The 26,981-nt window shown below is 39.2% G+C and carries 19 protein-coding genes; 8 read left to right on the top strand and 11 right to left on the bottom strand.

What is annotated here, in order from left to right:
* Window positions 1-105: 105 nt before the first annotated feature.
* Complete coding sequence (locus tag H4J54_RS07770) at window positions 106-1,755, bottom strand: electron transfer flavoprotein-ubiquinone oxidoreductase (protein WP_182190313.1); 1,650 nt, start codon at window positions 1,753-1,755, stop codon at window positions 106-108.
* A gap of 290 nt (window positions 1,756-2,045) precedes the next feature.
* On the opposite strand from H4J54_RS07770, the gene H4J54_RS07765 reads away from it, so the two are divergent.
* The 4 genes from H4J54_RS07765 to H4J54_RS07750 all read left to right on the top strand — a co-directional run bounded on the left by H4J54_RS07765 (window position 2,046) and on the right by H4J54_RS07750 (window position 5,219).
* Window positions 2,046-2,798: an electron transfer flavoprotein subunit beta/FixA family protein gene (locus H4J54_RS07765; protein ID WP_182190312.1), complete on the top strand. Its 753-nt coding sequence runs from the start codon at window positions 2,046-2,048 to the stop codon at window positions 2,796-2,798.
* A complete protein-coding gene (locus tag H4J54_RS07760; protein WP_182190311.1) occupies window positions 2,795-3,721 on the top strand; it encodes an electron transfer flavoprotein subunit alpha/FixB family protein in 927 nt (308 codons plus the stop codon). The genes H4J54_RS07765 and H4J54_RS07760 overlap by 4 nt, the downstream gene beginning before the upstream one ends.
* Window positions 3,722-4,001: 280 nt before the next feature.
* A complete protein-coding gene (locus tag H4J54_RS07755) occupies window positions 4,002-4,400 on the top strand; it encodes a translation initiation factor (RefSeq protein WP_182190310.1) in 399 nt (132 codons plus the stop codon).
* A gap of 30 nt (window positions 4,401-4,430) precedes the next feature.
* Window positions 4,431-5,219, top strand: coding sequence for a response regulator (locus tag H4J54_RS07750; RefSeq protein ID WP_182190309.1), 789 nt, complete (start codon window positions 4,431-4,433; stop codon window positions 5,217-5,219).
* A gap of 51 nt (window positions 5,220-5,270) precedes the next feature.
* Here the strand turns inward: H4J54_RS07750 and H4J54_RS07745 are convergent, their stop codons facing one another.
* Window positions 5,271-6,836 (bottom strand): sigma 54-interacting transcriptional regulator, encoded by a 1,566-nt coding sequence (locus tag H4J54_RS07745; protein ID WP_182190308.1) that lies wholly within the window; start codon window positions 6,834-6,836, stop codon window positions 5,271-5,273.
* Window positions 6,837-7,160: 324 nt separating this feature from the next.
* Between H4J54_RS07745 and megL the strand changes: the two genes are divergently transcribed.
* Window positions 7,161-8,372, top strand: a complete 1,212-nt coding sequence (megL, locus tag H4J54_RS07740) for a methionine gamma-lyase (RefSeq protein ID WP_182190307.1) — start codon at window positions 7,161-7,163, stop codon at window positions 8,370-8,372.
* Window positions 8,373-8,541: 169 nt separating this feature from the next.
* Here megL and H4J54_RS07735 read toward each other — a convergent pair whose 3' ends face one another.
* The 3 genes from H4J54_RS07735 to topA form a co-directional block, all read right to left on the bottom strand.
* Entirely contained in the window at window positions 8,542-8,973 is a 432-nt protein-coding gene (locus H4J54_RS07735; protein ID WP_182190306.1) for an HIT domain-containing protein, read from the bottom strand.
* A gap of 93 nt (window positions 8,974-9,066) precedes the next feature.
* Entirely contained in the window at window positions 9,067-9,999 is a 933-nt protein-coding gene (ylqF, locus tag H4J54_RS07730) for a ribosome biogenesis GTPase YlqF (RefSeq protein WP_182190305.1), read from the bottom strand.
* A gap of 402 nt (window positions 10,000-10,401) precedes the next feature.
* Window positions 10,402-13,101: a type I DNA topoisomerase gene (topA, locus tag H4J54_RS07725; protein WP_182190304.1), complete on the bottom strand. Its 2,700-nt coding sequence runs from the start codon at window positions 13,099-13,101 to the stop codon at window positions 10,402-10,404.
* A 398-nt stretch (window positions 13,102-13,499) separates the two neighbouring features.
* Between topA and H4J54_RS07720 the strand changes: the two genes are divergently transcribed.
* On the top strand, window positions 13,500-14,606 hold the full coding sequence (locus H4J54_RS07720) for an arginase family protein (RefSeq protein ID WP_182190303.1): 1,107 nt from the start codon (window positions 13,500-13,502) through the stop codon (window positions 14,604-14,606).
* 129 nt (window positions 14,607-14,735) lie between these two features.
* Window positions 14,736-15,940 (top strand): IS3 family transposase gene (locus H4J54_RS07715; protein ID WP_182190302.1). Its coding sequence is split into 2 segments (ribosomal slippage): window positions 14,736-15,102 and window positions 15,102-15,940, totalling 1,206 coding nucleotides; the frame shifts between segments, so codons are not numbered across the junction.
* Between the two features lie 42 nt (window positions 15,941-15,982).
* On the opposite strand, the gene H4J54_RS07710 is transcribed toward H4J54_RS07715, so the two are convergent.
* Window positions 15,983-20,365, bottom strand: a complete 4,383-nt coding sequence (locus H4J54_RS07710) for a hypothetical protein (protein WP_182190301.1) — start codon at window positions 20,363-20,365, stop codon at window positions 15,983-15,985.
* A gap of 451 nt (window positions 20,366-20,816) precedes the next feature.
* On the opposite strand from H4J54_RS07710, the gene H4J54_RS07705 reads away from it, so the two are divergent.
* Window positions 20,817-22,151 (top strand): dicarboxylate/amino acid:cation symporter, encoded by a 1,335-nt coding sequence (locus tag H4J54_RS07705; RefSeq protein ID WP_182190300.1) that lies wholly within the window; start codon window positions 20,817-20,819, stop codon window positions 22,149-22,151.
* Window positions 22,152-22,373: 222 nt separating this feature from the next.
* Here H4J54_RS07705 and kdsA read toward each other — a convergent pair whose 3' ends face one another.
* The 5 genes from kdsA to prmC all read right to left on the bottom strand — a co-directional run bounded on the left by kdsA (window position 22,374) and on the right by prmC (window position 26,967).
* A complete protein-coding gene (kdsA, locus tag H4J54_RS07700) occupies window positions 22,374-23,216 on the bottom strand; it encodes a 3-deoxy-8-phosphooctulonate synthase (RefSeq protein ID WP_182190299.1) in 843 nt (280 codons plus the stop codon).
* 37 nt (window positions 23,217-23,253) lie between these two features.
* Window positions 23,254-24,516 (bottom strand): DUF819 domain-containing protein, encoded by a 1,263-nt coding sequence (locus tag H4J54_RS07695; RefSeq protein WP_182190298.1) that lies wholly within the window; start codon window positions 24,514-24,516, stop codon window positions 23,254-23,256.
* An 87-nt stretch (window positions 24,517-24,603) separates the two neighbouring features.
* On the bottom strand, window positions 24,604-25,404 hold the full coding sequence (locus H4J54_RS07690) for a tetratricopeptide repeat protein (protein WP_182190297.1): 801 nt from the start codon (window positions 25,402-25,404) through the stop codon (window positions 24,604-24,606).
* Between the two features lie 312 nt (window positions 25,405-25,716).
* Window positions 25,717-26,091 (bottom strand): SirB2 family protein, encoded by a 375-nt coding sequence (locus tag H4J54_RS07685; RefSeq protein ID WP_182190296.1) that lies wholly within the window; start codon window positions 26,089-26,091, stop codon window positions 25,717-25,719.
* Window positions 26,092-26,127: 36 nt separating this feature from the next.
* Window positions 26,128-26,967 (bottom strand): peptide chain release factor N(5)-glutamine methyltransferase, encoded by an 840-nt coding sequence (gene prmC / locus H4J54_RS07680; protein ID WP_182190454.1) that lies wholly within the window; start codon window positions 26,965-26,967, stop codon window positions 26,128-26,130.
* Window positions 26,968-26,981 lie beyond the last annotated feature (14 nt).

The raw sequence follows: 26,981 nt of genomic DNA, 5'->3' as shown, positions 1-26,981 counted from the left end.
TTTCTAAACATAAAAAAACCTGCAATTGCAGGTTTTTTATTCAAAAATAGCGATATACGCGATCACCTCAATCTGAACGAGTGGCTAATAGTCCGTTTTTTATGACTACATATTAGGATAATTAGGGCCACCGGTGCCCTCTGGTGTTACCCAAGTAATATTTTGGCTCGGATCTTTTATATCACAAGTTTTACAGTGCACACAGTTTTGCGAGTTAATAACAAATTTATCGCCGTCTGTTGTACTTTCAACTTCATATACCCCTGCAGGACAATAAAGTCGCGCTGGCTCAGCATATTTGACTAAGTTAACACCAATAGGAATACTGCTATCCCCTAACTTCAAGTGGCATGGCTGCTCTTCTGCATGATTAGTGTTTGATAAGAATACTGATGACAGTTTATCAAAACTCAATTTATTATCCGGTTTGGGATAATTAATCACCGGCACATCTGCGGCTAGTTTTAGTTGCTCATGATCTAAGCTGTCATCTTTAAAGTTGAACGGTAACTTACCACCAAAAAAGTTTTGGTCTACTGTATTATAAGCACCACCTAAAAAGGTGCCAAACTTGTGCATAGCAGGACCAAAATTACGCGTCTTATATAGTTCGTCATATAACCATGAGTTTTGATACTTCTCTGTGAAACTGGTGAGGTCTTTGCCACCTTCATCGCCGGTTAATAAGGCATCAAAAATAGACTCAGCCGCCAACATGCCAGACTTCATCGCGGTATGGTTACCTTTAATTTTCGCAAAGTTAATGGTACCCGCGTCACAACCTACTAATACCGCACCTGGCATGGTCATTTTAGGTAGTGAATTAAAGCCACCTTTAGCCATTGCTCTTGCGCCATATGATACACGTTTGCCACCTTCAAGGTATTGGGCAATTTTAGGATGATGCTTGTAACGTTGAAACTCATCAAACGGACTTAAATGTGGATTGCTATAACTTAAATCAACAATTAAGCCAACAAAGACTTGGTTGTTTTCCGCATGATATAAATAACCGCCACCGTTAGTGTCTTTCTCAAGCGGCCAACCAGCAGAATGCACCACTAAACCTTCTTGATGCTTTTCAGGGGCAATATCCCAAATTTCTTTAAAACCCAAACCGTAATGTTGTGGTGATTTATCAGCATCTAAGCTAAATTTAGCGATAAGTTCTTTGCCTAAATGGCCACGACAGCCTTCAGCAAAAACCGTGTATTTTGCTTTTAGCTCCATACCCGGCATAAACGAATCTTTAGGCTTACCTTCTGCATCTAATCCCATATCACCGGTAGTAACACCGCCAACACTGCCATCGTCATTATAAATAATACTATGAGCAGGGAAGCCTGGGAAAATTTCTACGCCCAACTCTTCAGCCTGTTCGGCTAACCAACGACAAACATTGCCCATACTGACAATGTAGTTACCGTCATTATGCATAGTTTTAGGGACACTAAAGCTAGGTAATTTTATCGCACTTTTTTCGCCATTAAATAAATAAATATCATCGCCAGTAACCGCGGTATTTAAAGGCGCACCCTTTTCTTTCCAATCAGGAAATAATTCATTCAATGCCCGTGGTTCAAAAACTGCACCGGAAAGAATATGAGCGCCCACTTCAGAGCCCTTTTCCACTACGCAGACCATAAGTTCTTGTTCTTTTTCTTGTGCAAGTTTCATTAGTTGACAAGCAGTCGACAGGCCTGCAGGACCGGCTCCAACAATTACAACATCAAACTCCATTGATTCGCGTTCCATAACATCTCCCATCATTTAATTATTATATGAAATATTCAAACACACGTTTGATTTTCAAACACCTGTTTGATAATATCAAACATTATAGATATATTCGTGTTAAATACTATCTTGTATTGCATTAATTAACGATAATATTTATTTAAACACGATTTGACTGACCATATCGACAGAAGACGTTGACGTAAACGTCATCTGCAAGTAGTCTTTCAATCCATCATTATAGCGTTAAGTTGAATTTACTTTAGTTTAACCAAGATTACCTACAACCAACATAATCAGAGGCAACGATGAAAGTATTAGTACCCATCAAACGCGTTATTGACTATAACGTAAAAGTACGTGTTAAAGCAGACAATTCAAATGTCGATCTTGCTAATGTAAAAATGGCAATTAACCCTTTTTGTGAAATTGCTGTTGAAGAAGCCGTTCGTTTAAAAGAAGCGGGCATAGCCACTGAAGTTATCGCCGTGTCTATTGGTAATAAATCTTGCCAAGAACAGTTGCGTACAGCCCTAGCCTTAGGTGCTGACCGTGCTATTCAAATTGACACAGATGAAAGCTTAGATTCAATTAACGTTGCTAAACTATTACAAAAAATAGTGGAAGAAGAGCAGCCACAACTGGTTATTCTTGGTAAGCAGTCAATTGACAGCGACAACAACCAAACAGGCCAAATGTTAGCGGCACTTACCGGCATGTCACAAGGTACATTCGCCTCGGCGGTAAGCATTGATGGCGATAAAGTTAATGTCACTCGTGAAGTTGATAGCGGTTTGCAAACTCTAGCCTTAACTCTACCGGCTATTGTCACCACTGACTTACGCTTAAATGAACCTCGTTATGCCTCATTACCGAATATAATGAAGGCCAAACGCAAGCCACTAGTGGTAAAAGCGGCCGCTGATTTTGGTATTGATTTAACCGCACGTACTAATTTAATTAAAGTTACACCGCCTGCTGAGCGCAAAGCCGGTATTATTGTTGAAAGCATTGATGAATTAGTAGAAAAATTAAAAAATGAAGCGAAGGTGATCTCATGAGCATTTTAGTATTTGCCGAACACGACAATAGCGAATTAAAAGCCGATACACTAAAAACGGTTGCAGCAGCGCAAGCTATTGGTGGAGATATTCATCTTTTAGTTGCCGGTCACAACTGTCAAGCCGTTGCTGAAGCAGCAAGCAAAGTTAATGGTGTTTCAAAAGTGTTGGTCGCTGATAACGCCGCTTATGAACACCAACTGGCTGAGAATGTTTCATTATTAGTGACTGAACTTGCCGCAGATTATAGCCACATCATGGCGACAGCACTGACAACGGGCAAAAACTTTATGCCACGTGTTGCTGCGTTATTAGATGTTACGCAAATTTCAGATATTATTGCCGTAGAAAGTAGTGACACCTTTGTCCGTCCTATATACGCGGGTAATGCCATTGCCACCGTACAAAGTTTAGATAACAAAAAAGTAATTACTGTTCGCTCTACCGGTTTTGACGCCGTTGCAACCGATGGTGATGCTGAAATTATTGCTGTAGACAAGGTCACTGATGCCGGAATTTCTAGCTACGTAAGTGAACAACTTTCGGTTTCAGAAAGACCTGAACTCGGTGCGGCAAGTGTGATCATCTCTGGTGGTCGTGGTATGCAAAACGGCGAAAACTTCAAATTACTTGATGGTATAGCTGATAAGTTAGGCGCAGCCATCGGCGCTTCTCGTGCCGCGGTTGATGCTGGCTTTGTACCAAACGATATGCAAGTGGGTCAAACAGGTAAAATTGTTGCTCCTGACTTATATATCGCCGTAGGTATTTCAGGTGCTATTCAACATTTAGCCGGTATGAAAGACTCTAAAGTCATTGTTGCGATTAACAAAGATGCCGAAGCGCCAATATTCCAAGTAGCTGATTACGGTTTAGTGGCTGATTTATTTGACGCTTTACCTGAATTAGAAAGTAAGCTTTAAGCTCACTTTATTCTCTGTATAATAAAACCACTCGAGCAGTGGTTTTATTTTATCCAAATTTTAGCAGTAGGGCCATTTCATTAATTATCAGCTCTACTTTATATGCAGGTAACATCTCAAAATACAAAGCATTTATTTAATAACGACTTGTTTAAGACCATAGGCTACTGCATTATCTAATAGTCGGCATTCATAAAGCGATAATGATTAAATAAACAAGCTAGTATTGGCTTTTTTTAACCAGTATAAATGATCAAAAATTAGTGAGGTTAGTACAACTATGACAGAAAAATTTTCTAGCCTAAGTGACTTAGCTAGTGCCTTTGGTAAAAGCATCGACGATATACCGTCTAAGCAAAATAGTAACCATCAAGCTTTGGTCTATTCAACGGCTGACGGAAGAATATCACCGGCTAAAAATACGACAGTTACGCCGTCAGACGGTTTTGCAAAAGTACGTCGAGAAACTAAAGGCAGAAAGGGAAAAGGTGTTATCACCATTACCGGTTTAGGCTTAGATAATAAAGCCTTAAAAGAACTTGCTAAAAAAATTAAGAAAATCTGTGGCACTGGCGGCAGCGTAGTGGGTGAAGTGATAGAGGTTCAAGGTGATAAGCGCGAAGAGATAAAATTAGTGCTGGAAAAAAATGGCTTTAAGGTCAAATTTATTGGTGGCTAAATAATCAATTAAAAACTATAGAGTAATATTATGAATCCAAATGAATTATCTTTACTGGTTGTTGAGCCTTCTGATTTACAAAGAAAAATTATAATTAAAGAGTTAAAGCAGCTGGGTATTACCCAAGTATCAGAAGCTAAAAACATTGCTGAAGCTTATGCCAGTGCCGAAAAATATCCACGTGATTTAATTACCAGCGCTATGTATTTTGATGATGGTAATGCGATAGAACTACTGTCTAAAATAAGAAATAACCCTGCTATTGCTGACACACCTTTTATGCTAGTTACCAGTGAGAGTCGCCTTAAAAAATTAGAAGAGTTTAAGCAGTCGGGTGTTCTTGCTTTACTACCAAAACCTTTTACTTCTGATCACTTAGCAACAGCAATAAACACGACCATTGATTTATTATCAACCGATGAGCTAGAACTTGACTACTTTGATGTTCATCAAGTTCGCGTTTTGCTCGTTGATGATAGTCGTCTAGCCAGAAATCATATTAAACGCGTATTGAACAACTTGGGTTTACTGAAAATAACCGAAGCGGTTGATGGCAATGAAGCCATTGCCTTGTTAAAAGAAAATATGTTTGACCTCGTCGTTACTGACTACAATATGCCAGAGATCAATGGTCAAGAGCTAACCCGATATATTCGCAATGAGAGCCAACAATCACATATCCCCATACTCATGGTAACGAGTGAAAGTAGTAAAACCCAGTTAGCGAATATTCTCACTGAGGGCGTTACAGCTATGTGTGATAAACCATTTGAGCCTAAAAACGTTAAACAAATTCTTTATAAAATATTAGAAGATTAAATCATCTTCACAACGGTTACCCATAGGTATTAGTGATTCGGCATTAGTTATTTAATTATTAATACCAAACTGGCGTAATTTCATGGCAATTTTGTTATGTGATACCTTTAATCGCTCTGCCAATTTGCGCGTTGTCGGATAATAAGGATATAAAGCGCTAATAAGCTGCTGTTCAAATTTTGCTTGCGCACTTGCCCAATCCTCCAGTTCGTTTTCCACTTTAAATTCAACCACACCAGTGACTTCAGTTCGTTTAAATTGCGCTAACGCGACGCTGATATTTTGTGCAGAGATATCACCATATTCATTCAGTGCTACCGCCCTAAAAAGCACATTTTGTAATTCTCGAATATTGCCGGGCCAAGGATACGATGAGAGTAATTGTATGGCACTTTCATCAATTTTCGGTTGCTGCAAGTTCATTTGTGTTGCCGCTAACACCACAAAATGGCGCGCTATTAAGGCAATATCTTCCACACGTTCACGTAATGGTGGCGAATTCAAATTCAGCACATTTAAGCGATAAAACAAATCCTCCCTAAACTTGTGCTGACTTATCATAGCTAATAAATCTTGATGAGTCGCACTCAGTACTCTAACGTTGGCCTGTAATTCTTTGGTGCCACCGAGGCGACGAAATTTAAAGTCTTGTAAAAACCTTAATAATTTAGCTTGTAAATAAGGTGACATTTCAGCAATTTCATCTAAGAATAAAGTGCCACCTTCTGCCAACTCAAGTAAACCCGGTTTACCACCCTTTTGCGCGCCCGTAAAAGCACCGTTTGCGTAGCCAAATAGCTCACTTTCAAGTAAATGTTCAGGTAACGTAGCACAGTTTACCGCTAAAAATGGCGCTTGTTGACGTTTGCTTGCATTATGTAAAGCCCTAGCAATAAGCTCTTTACCCGTGCCTGTTTCACCATTAATTAATACCGGCAATTCCAATTCAGCAAAACGGGCTGTTTGCTCTTTAAGTAATTGAATGTTAGCAGATTGACCAATAATATGGTCAAGTCCCTGAGCATCTCTCGTTTGCAGTATCGAAATTTGTCGACCTAAACTTGTGATTGATTTTAAGGATATAACGGCACCTGAGCTGTTTTCTTGTTCACTGATCGGACTAATTTCTGCTAGGTAACTTTGTCCGGCAATATCCACATTTTGCGAGCTAGCTTTATCTAATAAAGGCAAGATTATTTCTATATCAAGTAAGCGATTAACTTTAGCTCCTTTGAGTTGCTCACCGAGCAATGGCGATACACCTTTGTGGCGTTGATGATTCTCCAATAGCTTTTCACTGGCTTGATTTAACGCCATCACACAAGCGTTTTCATCAATATCGATAATAGCATCAGGTAAACGATTCACTAATGCCCTTAAATGCCGTTCTCGACTTTCTGAGGGTAATAAATCTACTGCCCGACAGTGATCAACCCCAGCAACGCTCATTAATACTTGTTTTACTTTATTAAAACTAATGGCGCTTTTGGTCAAATGCACAAATATAAATTGTGAACTTACTTCCATTGCTTGAATGTCTAGCGCTAAACCAGTAAAAGTTGCTAATATTTCTTGGCTAATACCCATTCGGTCTTCAGATTTTATTTCTATTCGCACATCAACTCCTCATCAATACCATACTATTCTTAGTGTTGTAATAATAACATTACAATGTAATATTATTATTACAAAAAAACAAACGTCAAGCACAGCTATAACCAACATGACTTTCTTTTATATTTTAACTCACTATCTTTATTAGCCACAAGTAAGTTGTAATAATAATATTACAACTTACTTGTTGAATTTAATGCAAATAAACATAAGCCACTGATAAATAACAAAATAAAAAGATGGCAGCATAATTGCTACATAACCGTTAATAAGTGACTGATTTACAGTTAACAACAATAATAATTCTCCTATAGATAAAGGTATCCCATGTCAGAAAGTAAACATATTGAAACTCAAGCGATTCATTCAGGCCGTATTAATGACGAACAATTTGGTTCATTAGCTACGCCACTTTATCAAACCTCTACTTTTATCTTCGACAATGCACAACAAGGCGCTGATAGGTTTGCTGGCGAAGCTGAAGGCTACATATATAGTCGCTTAGGCAACCCAACAACTCGACAATTAGAAATGCGAGTAGCCGCAATGGAAGGCATGGAAGACGCCGCTGCTACGGCTACTGGCATGGGCGCGGTGTCTGGCGCTTTATTGAGTAATTTATCTTGTGGCGATCATTTAATTTCATCAAAAGCGGTTTATGGTTGTTCATTTGCGTTAATGAATCATCAACTTACCCGATGGGGCATTGAAGTTAGCTTTGTTGATATGGCAAACCCTGCAGAAATTGCAGCGGCCATAAAACCCAATACAAAAGTCATCTTTTTAGAAACACCGGTAAATCCAAACTTAGCGGTATACGACTTAGCTATGATTGGTGAAATAGCGCAAAAAAACAATATTATTTCTATCGTCGATAACACCTTTTTAACGCCGGTATTACAGCAACCGGGAAAGTATGGCATAGATATAGTCGTGCATAGCGCGACAAAATATTTAAACGGTCATGGTGATGTGGTTGCTGGTATTATTTGTGGTACGAGTGAAATGATCATGATGATAAAAATGACCGTACTCAAAGATATTGGCGCAACCATGAGTCCACATGATGCATGGTTGATCATGCGAGGCCTTAAAACCTTACCTATTCGTATGGAGCGCCATTGCAGTAACGCTGAAAAAATAGCGAAATTTTTAGAAAATAATGAGCAAGTCACGCACGTTTATTACCCGGGCCTAAAAAGCCACCCAGGACATAAATTTATCGGCTCGCAAATGAAAGCAGCTGGCGGTGTTATTGCTTTTGAAATTGATAGTGATTTAGCCGGTGGTAGTGATTTTATTAACCGTATGCAGTTGTTTTCAATTGCCGTCAGTTTAGGGGATGCAGAGTCTCTTATTCAACATCCTGCCTCGATGACACATTCACCTTATACTCAAGAAGAACGTTTAGCCGCCGGTATCAGTGATAGTTTAATTAGAATATCAGTTGGTCTTGAAAATGTTGATGACTTAATTGCAGATTTGAGCCAGTCACTTGCCATGATGAAGCAATCATCTGTTGCTGAAAGCTTTGCATAAGTTAGCTTAGTTAGGCTAATTTAAGCTTAAGAAATTATACCGGCTGCACTTCAAATACTGCTTTGTATCTTGAAATGTAGCGGGTAAATACAAGAAGCCTTAACACTCTGAGTATTAAGGCTTAGCTATATTAAAACTCAGTTATCTTAAGACTTAGTTATCTTCAAACTTAGTTATCAGATAACAATATGGCTGATAGCTTAGGTATTATTCGACTTTTGATAACTTCTAGCTCGCTATCTGTATAGGGTGTTAGCGCCTGCTGCCCCCAAATAGGCTTAGGCCAACAAGCATCTTTTTCATAACGCACTATGTGGTGTAAATGCAATTGTGATACTACATTGCCTAAGGCTGCCACATTCATTTTGTCACCTTTAAATTCCTGCATAAGCACTTCACTTAGCATGCTTGATTCATTTAATAGCTGTTGCTGTTGTTGCCAATCCAGTTGATATATATCCTGAATACCATCGACTTTTGGCACTAAAATGAACCAAGGGTAAGCACTGTCATTACACAGTAATAAACGAGAAAGTGGAAAATCAGCCATAACAAAGCAATCATTGGCTAATTGTGGATGTAATTTAAATGGCTCACTCATATTGCTACCTTATCTTAATCTTATAACTAAACTTACTGATTAAACATATAACTAAATTTTTAATGCTAAGTTTAGTTATATGTTTAGTTAATACTAACGTTTATTACGGCGACCTCGGCCTCTGGCGAGTTTTTTGGCTTCTCTAGCAGCAAGTTTGTCTGCTTCAACCTTATCAAAATGCACCACCTCTGCCATCACCATTTCTGGCGTTTCAAAGGATATGCCACCTAAGGTTTTATCGCGAATTTCATTAATTAATATTTCAGATGCTTTGTGAAAGTCAATGTGTCCGCCGCTTTTAACGCAACCACGACGTTTACCAATGGCTTCAATTAACTCAACTTCTTGTGCTGGCAGTTCTTCAATGCCATAACGCTCTTTTAAACGCTCAGGGTAAGCCGCTAATAAATATTCAGCGGCAAAACAAGCAATTTCTTCATGGTCGAATGCGGTATCTTTCACTGCGCTGGTAATTGCTAAACGATAACCACTATTTTCATTGACTATTTTCGGCCAAAGCATACCTGGGGTGTCATATAAATATAAACCTTCATCAAGACGTATTCTTTGTTGACCTTTGGTTACCGCAGGTTCATTACCAACTTTAGCCTTAGCTTTACCCACAAGGGTGTTAATCAAGGTAGATTTTCCCACATTGGGGATCCCCATGATAACGGCATTGATTTGCTTACCGGCTTCATCTTTATTAGCGGCTAATTTTCGAATTAAGGTTGGAATAGTCTTAGCAACCGATGGCGACTCTGTGGTCAATGCAATCGCTTTTACGTTATGCTGAGACTCTAGATGGTTCAGCCATAACTCAGTGACTTTTGGGTCAGCTAAGTCTGATTTATTTAAAATTTTAATTAATGGTTTATCACCACGAATTTCAGTGATCATGGGGTTTTCGCTACTAAAAGGTAAACGCGCATCACAAACTTCAATCACCACATCAATTTGCGGTAGAATTTCTTTAATTTCTCTTTGGGCTTTATGCATATGCCCCGGGAACCAATTAATCGCCATAATAAATCTTTGATAAAATAAAACAGATTTTATCACTGATAATAATGAAAAGCTGTTGAAACTCGACATTGTTTTTGACATCGCCGTTTTTTCACATTAACGCACATTATCGCACATGAATGTTCGAATGCCGTGAAGCTATTTTTTTATCGGGATGCAAGTCATTAAAGTAATGCATGAGCAATTACCGAGATGGCGATGAACCGCCATATGAACACGACATTGCCGGCAGGAATTTTGGAACTTAGTTTTGTCTGGAACAAAAGAAATGTTATAAGCTCAAACTGACCGTTTGTCGTGAACATAAAAAAAGCGCTCTTAGAGCGCTTTTTTTTGTAACATGACTGCACCATTCTACTTCAAGATACAGTTTCAGCATTTTGAAGTAGAGCAGTTATCTATTTAAGCTGTTTTTTTCGCCTCAGGCTTAGCTTTAGGCTTGGCTTTAGCTTTAGGTTTTGCTTTGGCTTTGGCTTTTACTACTTTTTTCTTAGCGAGTTCTTCAACCCACTTATCATCAACATACTTAGCATTCCAACCCGTTGCTTTGCCTTCAACTTCAGTCATAACATATTGTGACTTAGTTTTTCGACTATAACGAACAACAGCTAAGTTACCTTCTGGATCTTGCGTTGGTGCATCGGCTAGGTAATAGAATTTTTCTGAAATTCTATCGCGAAAACGCGCCAGTTCAGCCACTTTAGGTGCTCGTGTTTCCCGTGATTTTGGGAAGGTATTAGCCGCTAAAAAGATACCGGCGGCGCCATCACGTAATACAAAGTGTGCGTCAGACTTTTCACATGCTAATTCAGGTAATTGTACTGGATCTTCTTTGGGTGGCGCAGCTTCGCCACTCGCCAATAACTTACGGGTGTTTTTACACTCGCTATTAGTACAATCAAAATACTTACCAAAACGGCCCGATTTTAACTCCATTTCAGCATCACAACGGTCACATGCTAAAATAGGTCCGTCGTAACCTTTAAGTTTAAACTCACCTTTTTCTAACTCTAGGCCGTCACATACTGGATTATTACCACAAATATGCAATTTGCGTGTTTCATCAATCAGGTAACTGTCCATCGCCGTGCCACATTTATCACAACGGTGCATAGCACGTAACGCTTCGGTTTCTTGATCTTCAGCTAAGATACTAACCGCTTCTTCACCAGGCGTTAAGTTCATAGTGGTAGTACAACGCTCTTTAGGTGGTAATGCATAGCCAGAACAGCCTAAAAACACACCCGTTGAGCCAGTTCTAATACCCATTTTACGACCACAGGTTGGGCAATCAATATCGGTTACAATTGGTTCGTTATTACGCATACCACCTTCCTCAGAAGGCTTGTCGGCAAGTTCTAGCTGCTCGGTAAAGCTTTTATAGAAGCCGTTTAATACATCTTTCCAGTTACTTTTACCTTCAGCAACTTCATCTAACTCCTGCTCCATATTGGCAGTGAAGTCATAATTCATTAACTTTTTAAAGCTACCCGATAAGCTATCGGTAACAATTTCACCCATTTTTTCCGCATAAAAGCGTTTTTTATCTAAGCGCACATAACCGCGATCTTGAATGGTAGAAATAATTGACGCATAAGTCGAAGGACGACCAATTGAACGTTTTTCTAACTCTTTAACTAACGATGCTTCACCAAAACGCGCTGGTGGCTTAGTAAAGTTTTGCGATGGATTTAACTGTTGAAGTGTTAATACTTCACCTACGGCTAAATCAGGTAAATGTGTGTCATCACCTTTTGATAGTTGTGGGTGAACACGTGTCCAACCGTCAAATTGCATTACACGCCCTTTCGCTTTTAAATCAAAGCCAGAAGCATCAACGGTAATGGTACTTACCGTGTAACGTGCTGCCGTCATTTGACAAGCCACAAATTGGCGCCAGATTAATTCGTATAATTTTTTCGCGTCCGCATCCACATCAGTGATAAAGGCCGCTTCAAGCTTAACGTTTGATGGCCGAATAGCCTCATGCGCTTCTTGAGCATTTCCTTTACTGGTATAAACTTTCGCATTTTCTGGTAAATAATTTTCACCAAAATTATCAGTAATATAACCGCGACAGGTTTCAACCGCATCTTTACTTAAGTTGGTCGAGTCGGTACGCATATAAGTAATATGACCCGCTTCGTATAAACGTTGCGCAAGCCCCATGGTACGCTTAACACCAAAACCTAATTTAGTACTGGCGGCCTGTTGCAACGTCGAGGTAATAAAGGGTGCTGACGGCGTACTTTTTGACGGTTTGTCTTCACGTTTACTTACCGTGTAAGGTGATGAGGTTAAAACGGCTAACGCTTTATTTGTATCGGCTTCATTAGTTGGCTTAAAAGCTTTGCCATGGTCATGAGTAACATCTAATGCAAAGTCGCTACCTGTAGAGGTTTGCGTATCGGCACTAACTTCCCAATACTCTTTCGGATCAAAAGCTTTAATTTCACGCTCTTTTTCCACAACAAGTTTAACGGCAACCGATTGCACACGCCCAGCTGATAAACCTCGAGCTACTTTTTTCCACAATAATGGACTGACCATAAAGCCAACCACACGATCGAGAAAACGTCGCGCTTGTTGGGCATTAACCCCAGGCATGCTTAATTCGCCTGGTGCAGAAAACGCTTGTTGAATAGCGTTTTCAGTAATTTCGTTGAAAACTACGCGCTTAAATTTGGCGTCATCGCCACCAATAATTTCTTTTAAGTGCCATGCAATTGCCTCACCCTCTCTATCCAAATCGGTTGCGAGATAGATGGTATCAGCGGTACTGGCAAGCTTGATTAATTCAGCAACAACTTTTTCTTTGCCTTCAAGTATTTGATAATTCGCTGCCCAATCGTTATCAGGGTCAATACCCATACGATTAACTAATGCGAGTTTATCGCGTTTAGCTTTATATTTAGCTTTCGCCGCAGGCGCCATTTTTCTTACTTCAGCAGGAGATTTTGCCGCTACTTTTTTACCCGTGCTACTATGCGGTAGATCACGAACGTGACCCACACTAGATTTAACAATAAAATCTTTACCAAGGTATTTGTTAATTGTTTTCGCTTTGGCTGGCGATTCCACAATTACCAGAGATTTTGCCATATTATTTTATATTCCTACTAAGCTGACGATGTCAGTTGCGTCACAGTTATTTGCATTGAATGACTTAATATTGCGCGAGCTAAACATTAAGAAAAAATTGCCTTCGTAAATAAAACTGAAACGTAAAATTAAATTTGAGACTGAAATTACTATTAGATATATCTGTAAATTAGCAAGCTGACAAGCAAAAAATTTTATATATATGCCTTTTTACAACTTTTAGCTATAATGACGCGAACTTTTCGGCGCCATCATAATCGACTTTTTAGCAAAATTTAAGGGCTGAAAGCGAAATAACTGCACTTTATGGTCAGTATTAACAATTTTTTACAATCACTCCAGGTAGTTTGCGTTCATTTAAGTGAATTTCAATACCTTTTAATAGGAAGAGAATATACATGACAACTTCATGGTCAACATTTAAAAATAAAATCACCCAGTGCTTATGTCCACCAGGAAACGGCGTTTTTACCGTCAACACAGCCAAAGAACGTAAGGAGCGTTTGCATAAAGCCTTATTTGGCCAATCAAACGATATAGAGTCACTATGGCAGCAAAGTATTGAAACACTGCCACAGTCGACTAATGCGGTAATTCTCGGCATTGCTTCAGACTGTGGTGGCGGAATTTTACGTGGTGCTAACTGGGGGCCCTTGTTTGTTCGCTCAACACTGTTAGAACAATACCCTGATTTAAATGCCTTTGATTTAGGCGACGTGCGCGTTATTCCGCATTTGTTACATGATAAATATCTTAATGAGGCAACCATTGCCAATTGTCGAAAAGCACTTTATCAAGATCAGAATAGTGAGTTTCCTGTTAGCCCGTTATCAATCACAGAAGATGTATTACACGACTTTTATGCCGAATTCCCTAACAAAGGCATCTTTGGTATTGGCGGTGATCATTCTGTTAGTTACCCATTAGCAAAAGCCTATTTACAAGCGAAGAAAAAACAAGGCGTGCGTGCGGCTATTATTCACTTTGACGCCCATACCGATTTATTGGTTGAACGTTTAGGTATCGACTTATGCTTTGGCTCGTGGTGTACACACATCTTAGACGACTTAACTGAACGTCGTGATTTAATTCAAATCGGCATTCGTTCAAGTGGCAAGCCTAAAGCACATTGGGAAAGCACTTTTGGCGTTAAGCAACATTGGGCACATGAACTTAAAGAGCAAGGCGTGGAAGCGATTATTGCAAAAATAATGAAACAATTGAAAGATGATAACGTCGATGAAATTTATGTTAGCTATGACATTGACGCACTCGATGAAACCTATGCAGCAGCAACAGGTACACCAGAGCCAGATGGCTTATCACCCAACGAATCAATGCAAATATTGCGCGCTATTGCCGCTCAGTACCCAATTACCGGCGCCGACATGATGGAAATTGCCCCCTTCACCGACAGCACAGGTTTAGGTGCCGTCAGCCGTGATAAAACTCTTGCAGCAGGTGCAGAGATTTCAGCTTTCTTGATTGAAGAGATGAATAAATAACTTATTTTAAATAACGTTGGCTCACAATCAAGTTAATAAAAAAGGCTCCTACTGGAGCCTTTTTTATTATGCCTTATGACCCGTCCTAAATAAGGTTGACACTTTTCCAGCAATGCATTGGAGAGTGTTATGAAATCAACCACTAAACGTACTCAAAAAGATTATTCCCTCGCCTTTAAATTAGGTGTTGTAGACCAGGTCGAAAGCGGGGAATTAACCTATAAACAAGCTCAAGATAAATATGGAATTCAAGGTTGTTCTACTGTTTTAATTTGGCTTCGTAAGCATGGTCGACTAGATTGGTCTACAGGCACACCAATTTTTTTAACCCAAGGTTTTGCTATGTCCAAATCAAAACTCCCCCAAACGCCCGAGCAACGTATTAAAGCACTAGAGCAACAGCTAGCAGACAGTCAACTCAAAGCACAATTTTTTGAGGCTGTCGTTAATGTCCTTGAAACGGACTACGGGGTACGCCTAACAAAAAAGCACAAAGAGAAGTTATCAAGCAAAAAGCGATAAAGACCTTAACGGTTACCAAGGCTTGCGCTTTTATTGGTATCACACGTCAAGCTTATTATAAACAATGCGTTACGCAGGCTCACCGTCAAAAGCACGAACAGCGTATACTTGAATTTATCGTTAATGAGCGAATGTATCAGCCGAGAATTGGGACGCGTAAACTCAAATATTTACTGTCATTACAACCATTATTTATTGGTAGAGATAGATTATTTGAATTACTTGCATCATGTCGTATGCTGATATCACGTCAGCGTGCCTACCATAAAACAACCAATAGCCACCATAGATTTCATTGTCACCCTAACTTACTTAAAGCGGGGTTTGTTCCTCAAAGCCCTGAGCAGTTATGGGTCGCAGACATTACTTACTTACCAACAGTGTCAGGTAATACGTATTTGAGTTTAGTCACAGATGCCTATTCAAGAAAAGTGGTGGGCTATCACATTGATGACAACATGAGAGTTGATTCTGTTAAACAAGCCTTTGTAAAAGCGTTAAAGCAACGAAAGACAAAGAATAACCTAGTGCACCATTCAGATAGAGGTGTTCAATATTGTTCGAATGAATATCAGTATCTTCATAAAAAACATCATATTAAGTGCTCGATGACCGATGGTTATGATTGTTACCAAAATGCCTTAGCGGAGCGTATTAACGGCATATTAAAAAATGAATATTTGTTAGTAAAACCTAAAAATTTAGAAGAGGCTAAGAAAATGGTTGAGGAGTCTGTGATGATATATAATGGAAGAAGGCCACATACGGCCTTAAAATACAAAACGCCCGATGAAGTTCATCAGGCGTTTTAATTCAAAATGTGTCAACCCATGCTAGGACGGGTCATTATATACTTAAAGCGACGTTATATTTATAGTCGCAACAGTATAAGAGGTAGTAACCCCCAACGGTGTTGTTACGGTAACTACAAGTGGACCACTAATGTCTTTATCTTTTACCCCTTCAATGGTAACAGCAAAACTACTACCTCCATTAAAGCTAGTATTAGGCCAAGTGTAAGTACTTAATCCCTTCACAGAACCTACAGCAGCCTCAAATATAACTGTTGTTCCTGCAGGCATAGGTTGATTATGAAAATCAGCAATAGTAACTGCCGCGGCGGCTGTTCCATCTTGTACAATATCAATGCTGTCACCATTGGTAGGGTAGTTAGTAACAAACATTGGATTACTACCAGACATCACTAATACAAGCGTTCCACGAACATTAATTGATTTCTTAACAGCACAATTGTCAGCATCACCACATAATGAGCCATTGTACTTATTATTTTCTAAGTCAAATTCGGCACTTGAATTAAAGTCATCAAATTTCTCTTCTTCACCACCAGTTTCACCACCAACTCTTTCGCCATCAGCCACTGTTGGATCTGGGTTATAAATACCATCTTCATTGTAATCAATAAAAGACTCTGTTAAGTCATAAGGTGAACCATTTACATCTAAGCCTGAATTATCATTAATACCTAAAAAGGCATTTTTTTCAATTTGATCATAAAGGCCATTACCATTAAAGTCTGGGAATGACTCTTCACCAATAGCTGTTGCAGAAATCGTCGCTCGTCCACCATACTTTTGCCCCATAAAATTATTTGAACTAGGTGAAGCACTATTAATTCTCGAGGCGAAAGTTGTGCCATCAGCAATACCTAACTCTGCAAACGTATCACTAGTACCAGCACCATTAGTTATTTTTATATTGAGACGAGTTGGTGATTTAAGTAGTAGGTAAGTGTCTCCAGCATAAATAAACTCTGAAGCAACTACAGAAGACACTGCTAAGTCTGTATTAACTTTTTCAACTATATCCGCAGGACTATCATAATTACTGTTTAGGGTTACTGTATCTAGACCATCGGTGGTTTGAACATTAAACTCAATATCGTTGATGCTAAAGTCTCTACCTGCATTAATGATCTTAATTGCATTCGTACCGACAAATGTTGATGCAATACCATCAGGAATACCTAACTCATTAGACGTACTACTACTGCCTCCTTGGTCTGCTATCGTAATATCGAGACCACTCGTTGTAGTAAGCTTTACATAACTTATCCCATTTTCAATAGACTCTGAAGCCTGTACAGGACTTGGATCCGCCCTATTCCCTTCGTTAAGTAATGTATTAATCCTAGATATAATAGAACTAGAAGAAGTGTAATTTTCATCTAAAAATACAGTAGCTATAATTGAACCTGAACCATCATCAGTTGTAACAGTAAATTTAATATCGTTGGTCGAAAAATCCTTACCATCTTTAATGCGGTTGATTCGACTTAACCCTATAATTTGGGTAACATTATTATAATAAGTGATACCATTTTTTAGACCTAAAACATCGAAGGTAGTTACCGAACCAACTGAAGTATCTGTGATGGTGATATCTAAACCTGTGGTTGAGATCAGTTCAAATAAACCTTCAAAACCAGATACGGCTTTAACACCAGAATCAACCAGTTGCTCATTAGTTTCATCGAGTAATTCAGCTTTAGATGCAAAATTAGAGTTTAAAGATACAGTGTCAGCAGCATTTTCCGGCGTAGTAACTGTAAACTTTATTGGTTTTTCAGTAAAATCCAATCCTTTACTGATATCAACAGTGCCTTGAACTAATGTTGGCCCATCATTTACTTCGCCTAATTCTTGTCCTTCTGGTCTGACATTTTGACTGGTCCAAATTACCGAACAGGCACCTTTTGTAGTAACACAAGAATTTTCAATGGCACCACCTTCAGTGGTAAAAGCAACAGCTGTTCCATCAGGGGCAGGGTTATTAAATGCATCAGCTAACCTTGCCGTAATGATAACTTCTGTACCATCAATATTCCAAGCTTCTGGATTAAAGACACTGGCAGATAAGCTAAAACTGTCTTGATCTGGAATACCAGTTGAAATAACTAACAGTTTAGATTGTGTAAAAATTGATGCATCTTCATTTAACTCAGCTCTAACCCGAACACTCGTATGTACTGTGCCTGAATTGACAACTGTTTGAACCAAACCATTACTATCAGTTTGGGCAAATTTTGGGCTCCAGCCAATACCACCAACTTCAGTATTTAAGGAAAAATCAACATCTTTATTAGCAACAACATTACCGTTGGTATCTCTTACTTTAAAGACAACTGTTGAGCTTTCTATACCACCAACACCTTTCAAACTAATATTTTCTGGTGTTGCAGAAATAAATTCAATACTGCCAGAATCCGGTGAACTAATTGTCACTGTTCCTGTGGCAGATAACACTGTTCCTCCAGCATTAGCCGTTGCTGTAACAATATCAGGTCCCTGACAACCTTGGGCTAAATAAGTGCTTTGAGCAATACCGGCTATAGTGGCAACAGGGGAATCAATATTGGCTGTTGGTACAGATAGGACACTACAACCTGAAGTAAAGCTAACTTCAACAGTTTCTGTGGTAAATAATGTCGCAGGTGTACTCGCTGAAGCATTAGAGACGTCCCAAATACTCACAGACAAACCAGCAGTAGCACCCGCAGAAATAACACCAGCTGGCACAGCAATTAAACCATCAGGTAAACCTGTAACGCCATCAATGGCATGACCCATGCCAAGAGAAGATGCGCCAATTGAAAAAACTAACTGCTCTGATTCACCTGATACTAATTGTGCTATCACGGTACCAGCACCTAGAGAATTACCAGCTAAAAGATCAACAGTTGCAATATAATCACTACCTGTTGTTGCGATTGCTGTTTGAATGGGAATAGTGCCTAGGTCAGTTGTAAAAGTAACAATAACCGCTTTGTTTACCCCAGTAACGGTTGCAATTAGTTTACCAGAAGAGATACTGCTTATTTGTTCAACTTCATTACCATCACTATCAGTTAAAGCTAGGCTTATATTGACACCTGATCCAACACTATTACCTTCAGAAAAGAAACCTTGTGTAACCACATCACCCGCACTGGAGCTAGCTGTTAATACCCCTGCACCACGAACTGTACCGGCAAAAAGTGTAATGGTGGCATCACCGCTACTGTTGGTAAGTACTGTTCCCACAACTGGATCCAACACACCGAGAGTGGAGGTAAAAACAATGACTTCATCACTTAAGTCATTGCCATTAGCTGCTTCAAAATGAATAGTAATACTAGCAGGGGTGGCATTGGAAATTGACGTACTATTGGTAAAGCTGGTAATCGTTAACGAGTTACCTCCTTCTTCTGGGCTATCACCCTCAGTAAAGAAACCTTGTGTTACTGCATCACCCGCACTCGAGCTAGCCGTTAATACACCTGCACCACGCACAGTCCCCGCAGAAAGTGTAATACTTGCATTGCCAGAACTATCAGTCAGTACAGTCCCCGTTTTAGGATCAAGTGCACCTAAGGTGGAAGTAAATGTAATCACTTCATTTGATAAATCAGTGCCATCAGCGGTTTCAAAGTGAATAGCAATGCTGGCAGGGGTTGCATTGGAGATCGACGTAATATTGGTAAAACTGGTAATCGCTAAAGAGTTTCCGCCTTGTTCTGCACCATCACCCTCGGTAAAGAAACCTTGAGTTGCCACATCTCCTGAAGTAGAAGTGGCTGTTAAGGTACCTGCTCCTCGTACTGTACCAGCAGCAAGTATTATAGTGGCATCGCCAGTACTATTGGACAGAACTGTACCCGTGTTCGGATCTAGAACACCCAGAGTTGACGTAAATGCAATCACTTCATTCGCTAAATTTATACCATCTGAAGACTCGAAGTGAACAGATATACTTGATGGGTTCGCTTTAGAAATAGCTCCGCTATTAGTAAAGTTAGTAATCGTTAAAAAGTTACTAACTTCTTCTGAGCCATCACCTGCACTTTTAAAAGTTACAGAGTTAGAATCAATACCATCGACACTCGCTGTGATTGAACCATCACCACTACTAGAACCAACAAGTAAACCTATTTCAGCGTTTCCATCTGCATCAGTACTACTCGTATTGACATCAGTACTGAAACTTGCCAAATCTGTATTACTCACTGTAAATGTGACTAATTTATCAGATAGCGGTGTACTACCTTGCATGACGTTTACTGTAAGCGTTTGTGGTGTCGCTTGAGCTAAATTCTTATCTGAAATAGCTAAGGAAATTGTTATAGCGTCTGGTGTACTACCATCATCTGGGCTTTCGTCAAATCCACCAGCACTGCCGCCGCAACCGATTAAAGTTGCAAACAGTAAAACAAAACTAAGGCGTTGAAATAGCGCCATAAAAAGGATATCCCTATATTTTTCATTATCAATTAACTTAATGATAACCGAATTATTACAAAAAAGTCAGTGATTCACATAAAAAATATAATTTATCTAGAACGGGTGGTTTTCAGGGGATTATTTATTAAATTTACGCCACTTAAATCAGACGGAATGCTATTTTTTATTGAGACAAGTCCCAAGTAGCTATGCAATTTTCAAGCAAAGTGGATACAGTGAGAAAATTAAAGCAACTTAACATACGCACCATAAAAAGTTTTTTGTCGTTAATCTCGTATCATCACATATTAACGCCAATCATTACCTTTTACCTACTTAGCTTAATTAAAGAGCAAAAAAACCGGCAGTAAAAATAATATCCTAAAATCAACACCTCTATGCTTTAATCATTTGATTTCTGCTCTTCGCAACAACATAATAAGGCATCGCTCAATAAAATAAGAAAAATATGGCTGAAAAAAAGCAAGCAAGTTTAACTGCTCGAATTGTTACCGGTATGATTGCGGGTATCCTCACTGGCACAATTTTACAATCGTTGATGCCTGATGGCTCTGACTTCGTCATTCCTTTATACCTCTTTGATTTTTCAGTCCGCGGCTTTTTAGTTGATGGTGTTTTTGAAGTTATTGGCCAAGTATTTATTTCTAGTTTACAAATGTTGGTCGTGCCTTTAGTGTTCGTGTCGTTAATTTGCGGTACCTGCTCACTAAAAGATACCACTAAGCTAGGTCGCATCGGTGGAAAATCTATAGGCTTATATTTACTCACAACGGCTATTGCTATTAGCTTTGCTATGGGTTTAGCTTTACTTGTTAGCCCTGGTGAAGGCGTAAATATGACGGCGGGTACAACCTTTACCAGTCGAGAAGCCCCTTCACTTGCTCAAACCCTTATTCAAATGTTCCCCAGTAATCCATTTGCCTCATTTGCTCAAGGCAACATGCTGCAAGTTATTATTTTTGCTTTATTATTTGGTATCGCCATTGCACTTTCTGGCAAACCGGGCGAGCGTGTTGCTGCACTTTTTGAAGATATGAGTGTGGTCGTTATGCGCCTGGTTACTATCTTAATGAACATTGCGCCCTATGGTGTATTTTGTTTATTAGCCGGCTTATTTACCGACGTGTCGTTAAGTACCTTTGGCAATTTGTTAGGGTATTTCTTTGTGGTGCTTTTTGCATTATTACTGCATGCCTTTATCACTTATCCTGTTTTACTTAAGTTATTTACTGGCTTAAATCCATTAATCTTTTTAAAGAAAATGCGTGATACCGCTATTTTTGCATTTTCAACCTCAAGCAGTAATGCAACTTTACCCATTACCTTAGAGACAACAACAAAGAAAATGGGTGTTAAGAACTCCATTGCTTCATTTACTGTGCCATTAGGTGCCACCATTAATATGGACGGTACGGCAATTATGCAAGGTGTTGCTACGGTATTTATTGCACAAGTATTTAGCCAAGACTTAACGCTTACTGATTACTTAATGGTGATATTAACAGCGACATTAGCATCAATTGGCACGGCAGGTGTTCCCGGTGTTGGCTTAATCATGTTAGCTATGGTGCTAGAGCAAGTCGGTTTACCTGTTGAAGGTATTGCGCTAATTATTGGTGTAGACCGCTTACTAGATATGACACGTACCGCGGTTAACGTGACGGGTGATAGCATGGTAACGATTATTGTCGGTAAGTCTGAAGATCAATTTGATGAAGCGGTGTTTAACGACCCTGAAGCGGGTAAAAATATTGAAGATATTGACTTCCATCACTTGAAATAACCCTTAATCATGGCACTACTCATATAGAAAAGGGCGCTTAATAGCGCCCTTTTTATTTGTAGTCAATATGTTGAGTAAACGATGTGTTGTTGTGACTAAAAAGTAGTGACTAAAAGTTGCTACTGGCAGTTGCTACTAACTTAGTAAGCTCAACAATAGCTAATTAACCTAGCGCCACTATAAAAACCATATAAGCTAAGCCGTATATCTAAGTTGAAGTATCTACCCTGTAATAAGCGGTTCAAAGCCTTTAACTAACTCGTCTAACGCTTTCATTTGTGCTAAATAAGGTTCAAGTTTATCTAAGGGTAACGCGCAAGGGCCATCGCACTTTGCGTTTAATGGATCAGGGTGCGACTCGATAAATAAGCCTGCAATACCAATAGCCATACCACTACGGGCTAATTGCGCCGCTTGTGCACGTCGGCCATCAGCTGAGTCTTCTCTACCACCTGGGCGTTGCAAAGCATGCGTGGCGTCAAACATAACAGGCGCATAGTTTTTCATCTCATCCATGGCTAACATATCAACAATTAAGTTATTGTAACCAAAGCAACTCCCACGCTCACAAAGAATAATGTCTTCGTTACCGGCTTCAGCAAACTTATTGATGATATGACGCATTTCATGGGCAGCCAAAAATTGTGGCTTTTTCACGTTAATAATCGCACCGGTTTTTGCCATAGCAACCACCAAATCAGTTTGGCGAGCAAGAAACGCAGGTAACTGAATAATATCAGCCACTTCAGCAACAGGCCCAGCTTGATAAGGTTCATGTACATCAGTAATAATCGGGACATTAAATGTCGACTTAATTTCTTGAAAAATCTTTAAGCCCTCGTCCAAACCAGGGCCACGATATGCGCTAACCGACGAACGGTTAGCTTTATCAAATGAGGCCTTAAATACAAAAGGAATATTGAGTTTTTGGGTTACTTCAACATAATGTTCGGCAATGGTCATGGCTAAGTCTCTCGACTCCAGCACGTTCATACCACCAAATAATACGAAAGGTTTATCGTTGGCGATATCAATATCGCCAAGTGAAATTAATTGCTTTGTCATAATATTTCCAATATTTATCTATAGATTAGCGGCGATTCTAGCTACCAATAATTCTTAACAACTGGCCACATAACCATGCCATGTAAGTGCCTAATGCATAACCAAAAACGGCTAACAAAACCCCAACAGGGGCTAATGACGGATGAAATGCCGAGGCAATAACGGGTGCTGATGCTGCGCCGCCAATATTAGCTTTACTACCAACCGCTAAATAAAATACTGGCGCTTTAATATACTTACGTACTGCAAATAATAAGCCTACGTGTACGGCCATCCATATTAATCCAATCACCATATATTTAGGCGCTTCAACGATTTGCGTAATATCCATATGCAAACCAATAGTGGCGACTAAAATATAAAGAAAACTACTACCCACCTTTGAGGCTCCTACCGCCTCTAGTTTTCTGACTTTAGTAAAGGAAAGTGCTAAACCAATAGTGGTCACTAATACGATGATCCAAAATAATTTACTGTGCAAGCTAAATTTCTTTAACTCAGGATAGCTATTTTGAAAAAATGGTACTAAGTAATCAGCCGCTAAATGCGCCAAACCGGCAGCACCAAAGCCAATGGCTAAAATGAGCATGTAATCTTTTAGTTCAGGTTGTTTTGAATTTTCCTGGGTTTCGGCTTCAACTTTTTCAATCAATCGATCAATGCTTGAAGTATCTGCACCATTTTTTGCATCAATTCGCTTATGATTCGCCGCCATATAAAGCAAAATGGCCATCCAAATATTGGCAACAACAATATCTACCGTCACCATGATGGTAAATATTTTACCATCAGCACCGTAAATTTCTTTCATGGCAAGCATATTTGCGCCGCCGCCAATCCAACTTCCCGCCAGCGCTGCCATACCTCGCCATACGGCGTCTGGGCCTGAAACCCCAATTAACTCAGGCCATACAGCTGAAACAATTAATAATGCTAGTGGCCCACCTATGATTACGCCAACGGTACCAGTTAAAAACATAATAATGGCTTTACTACCCAAACCAGCAATAGCTTTAATGTCGATACTCAGCGTCAATAAGACTAAACAAGCGGGTAATAAATAATATTTTGCCACTTCATCAACTTTACTGACTTCAGCACTAACAATACCAAAAGTATTTAAAAGCGAGGGTAACAAATAGCACATTAACAGTGCGGGCACATACTTATAAAATGATCGACAAGCGGGGTTACTGCTGCTTGAGGTATAAAAAACAAAGCCTAAAATTAGCGCTAGAATTCCAAGTACTGTTGCATCGTTGGTGATCAATGGCATGCTAGCCACGACTGAATCTTGCATTACTTATCCTTATGATTTTTCAAGTTACGGTATTGTTATTATTCTTATAAATGACGCTTAAGCCGACTTATTAACCGGTAAGTTTTGTTAATGCAATATGGTATCTGCAATTGAAATTTTATCTAACTGTAGCTTTAATAGCTGCGCCGCAGGATCTTTCGGGCATTGCTCAACAAAGTATTGGTAATCATCATAGGCGACTTTAAAACAATCAAGTTGATGTAATAAAAAGCCACGATCGCGACGTTCAAAGGGATCATTTGGATTCAGTGCCAATAGCATATCCACACATTTAAGTGCGTTATCGTAAGCCTGTTCTCGTATAAAAGCCGCTTTTAAACTCGTGATATGTTCAAGCACTAGGCTTTCTTGTTTCATTATATCTAGCGTGACTTCAAATGGGTCACCTGAAATTTCACTCATGCGAGTATCAAGCTCGTGCCAATTTAGCGACTCACCGGTAACGGGATCAAGAATAATGGCGTAACTGTCATCACAAATAATTCTTAACATGGCTTTTTCTGGTACAAAAACAATGTCAGTCTGACAATCACAAGCATTCGCTACATAGGCAATAAGTACCGATTTTAAGATAGGTGAAACCAGTTTATGCGTTAACGCTGATGACACCTGATATGACATTACTGGCCAATTTTGCTGCTGTTTATCAATAAAAAGTTGATCAATAAATAAGGCATTAATCAATACCTCAGCACGTTCAATGGGATCTTTAATTTCATCAGTTTCACCTTGGCAATAACCCACTAGATCATCCAGTTCACTTTGAACAGTCGTTTTTTTGCCAAAAATAAACTCTTCTATTAATAAAAAAGTTTGTAATAGTTCATTTTCTTCAGATTTAATTTCTGATAACAATAAATCGTTCATGCATACTCTATTAGTGTTTAATACTTATACCAATGCCAATAAGTTTCTTCCCACTTAGCGAGATTTAAAAAGCTTAGAGAAAAGGCATTGGTTGTAGAGAATGGTTATTCCATTTTCAAAATCAATAACGCAGACTGTAAGCCTTTTAAGCTCGCCCTTCGAGAGTTTTCAAGCGATTCGATAACCGCCTATAATTTCCTATAATTCCCTTCATATAGAACAACTATATGAAAAAAATTAAACTTGCTCTCAAACAGCTAACAAGCTCTGAGTGACCACTAACTTAATGGCTTTGGTCATGATTTTAGCCGCTTATAAGCCAGCTAAAAATACGGATTCCTTGCTTATGGCGAGACGAACAATCAGCATTATCCAGCCTATTGCGCCCAAAAAACCAATAATTTGCATGGCACGATTTCGCGCCAATTTCAGGGTGTAGTAACCGGTAAAAATATAAGCCAACACGGCAAACAGTTTTTCGGCAAACCAGAGTTGTTCTACTGGATTTATCGCTAGCTGAATCGATAACGCGACCCCAAGACCCAGTAATAAGGTATCGATAATATGTGGGGCAATTTTCAACCATTTCAAGGTTAATTTATTTGAATTAGCTAAGGTTAAGACAAAACGAAAAGTAAAAAATAAAACACTGATCATCGCAATGGTCATATGTAAATTTTTAAGCATAATAACTCCGTTAAGTTTATTTTTTAGTTTTGTGCTTTATGCAGAGTAACAAGCCCAAGTCACTCGGTCATTGTGACTGTAATCTTTTATTGTTTGGATTTCGCTATAAGCTAAATCTGCTAGAATTTTTTGCACCATTTTACTTTGCTCAAAACCATGTTCAATATACAAAAAGCCACCCGGTTTTAAAAAGTTAAGTGCGTGGTGAGCAATAACTATAATATCAGCTAAGCCATTATCCGCAGCCACTAATGCGGTTTTAGGCTCATACCTGACATCCCCTTCATTAAGGTGATAATCATGTTCATCAATATACGGAGGATTGCTAACGATAATGTCAAAGCGCTTATCATCAGCTACCTGATTAAACCAATCACTTTGATAAATATTAACTTGTGTTAGCGCTAAGTTGTCGGCGTTAACCTTGGCGAGCGCAACGGCCTCATCGCTATAATCTACCGCTTCTATTTGCCATTGAGGTCGCTCTGAGGCTAAAGCTAAGGCAATAGCCCCCGTACCTGTGCCTAAATCTAAACAACTTAGTTCTGCTGCTTGATGATGAGTTAACACCAGTTCAACTAGCACTTCAGTATCTGGACGCGGAATTAAAGTCGCAGGTGAAACTTGCAGTGGTAATGACCAAAACTCACGTAGTTCAACAATATAGGCGATAGGTTCGCCCTGAACTCTTCGCAACATGAGTTCAGAAAATTGCTTTGCTTGGCTGGTAGATAACTTATGCTCTGGCCAAGTTAATAAAAAACTTCTTGGTTTTTCAATAACAAAGCAAATGAGTATCTCAGTATCTAATTTGCTGCTATCTGAGTGAGGCAACAAAAGTTGTTGACCAAAAACCGTTAATTTAGCCAAGGTCATCGATGATAAGTTTT

This window comes from Colwellia sp. MB3u-8, assembly GCF_014076985.1.
GTDB lineage: Bacteria > Pseudomonadota > Gammaproteobacteria > Enterobacterales > Alteromonadaceae > Cognaticolwellia.
The sequence above is the reverse complement of the archived record's forward strand: the minus strand, read 5'-3'. Positions and strand labels throughout refer to the sequence as shown.

What these genes read in the sequence shown, in the direction of transcription:
- H4J54_RS07770 (WP_182190313.1), bottom strand. Translation starts at nt 1,755, where the DNA reads ATGGAACGCGAATCAATGGAGTTTGATGTTGTAATTGTTGGAGCCGGT.
- H4J54_RS07765 (WP_182190312.1), top strand. Translation starts at nt 2,046, where the DNA reads ATGAAAGTATTAGTACCCATCAAACGCGTTATTGACTATAACGTAAAA.
- H4J54_RS07760 (WP_182190311.1), top strand. Translation starts at nt 2,795, where the DNA reads ATGAGCATTTTAGTATTTGCCGAACACGACAATAGCGAATTAAAAGCC.
- H4J54_RS07755 (WP_182190310.1), top strand. Translation starts at nt 4,002, where the DNA reads ATGACAGAAAAATTTTCTAGCCTAAGTGACTTAGCTAGTGCCTTTGGT.
- H4J54_RS07750 (WP_182190309.1), top strand. Translation starts at nt 4,431, where the DNA reads ATGAATCCAAATGAATTATCTTTACTGGTTGTTGAGCCTTCTGATTTA.
- megL (WP_182190307.1), top strand. Translation starts at nt 7,161, where the DNA reads ATGTCAGAAAGTAAACATATTGAAACTCAAGCGATTCATTCAGGCCGT.
- H4J54_RS07735 (WP_182190306.1), bottom strand. Translation starts at nt 8,973, where the DNA reads ATGAGTGAGCCATTTAAATTACATCCACAATTAGCCAATGATTGCTTT.
- ylqF (WP_182190305.1), bottom strand. Translation starts at nt 9,999, where the DNA reads ATGGCGATTAATTGGTTCCCGGGGCATATGCATAAAGCCCAAAGAGAA.
- topA (WP_182190304.1), bottom strand. Translation starts at nt 13,101, where the DNA reads ATGGCAAAATCTCTGGTAATTGTGGAATCGCCAGCCAAAGCGAAAACA.
- H4J54_RS07720 (WP_182190303.1), top strand. Translation starts at nt 13,500, where the DNA reads ATGACAACTTCATGGTCAACATTTAAAAATAAAATCACCCAGTGCTTA.
- H4J54_RS07710 (WP_182190301.1), bottom strand. Translation starts at nt 20,365, where the DNA reads ATGGCGCTATTTCAACGCCTTAGTTTTGTTTTACTGTTTGCAACTTTA.
- H4J54_RS07705 (WP_182190300.1), top strand. Translation starts at nt 20,817, where the DNA reads ATGGCTGAAAAAAAGCAAGCAAGTTTAACTGCTCGAATTGTTACCGGT.
- kdsA (WP_182190299.1), bottom strand. Translation starts at nt 23,216, where the DNA reads ATGACAAAGCAATTAATTTCACTTGGCGATATTGATATCGCCAACGAT.
- H4J54_RS07695 (WP_182190298.1), bottom strand. Translation starts at nt 24,516, where the DNA reads ATGCAAGATTCAGTCGTGGCTAGCATGCCATTGATCACCAACGATGCA.
- H4J54_RS07690 (WP_182190297.1), bottom strand. Translation starts at nt 25,404, where the DNA reads ATGAACGATTTATTGTTATCAGAAATTAAATCTGAAGAAAATGAACTA.
- H4J54_RS07685 (WP_182190296.1), bottom strand. Translation starts at nt 26,091, where the DNA reads ATGCTTAAAAATTTACATATGACCATTGCGATGATCAGTGTTTTATTT.
- prmC (WP_182190454.1), bottom strand. Translation starts at nt 26,967, where the DNA reads ATGACCTTGGCTAAATTAACGGTTTTTGGTCAACAACTTTTGTTGCCT.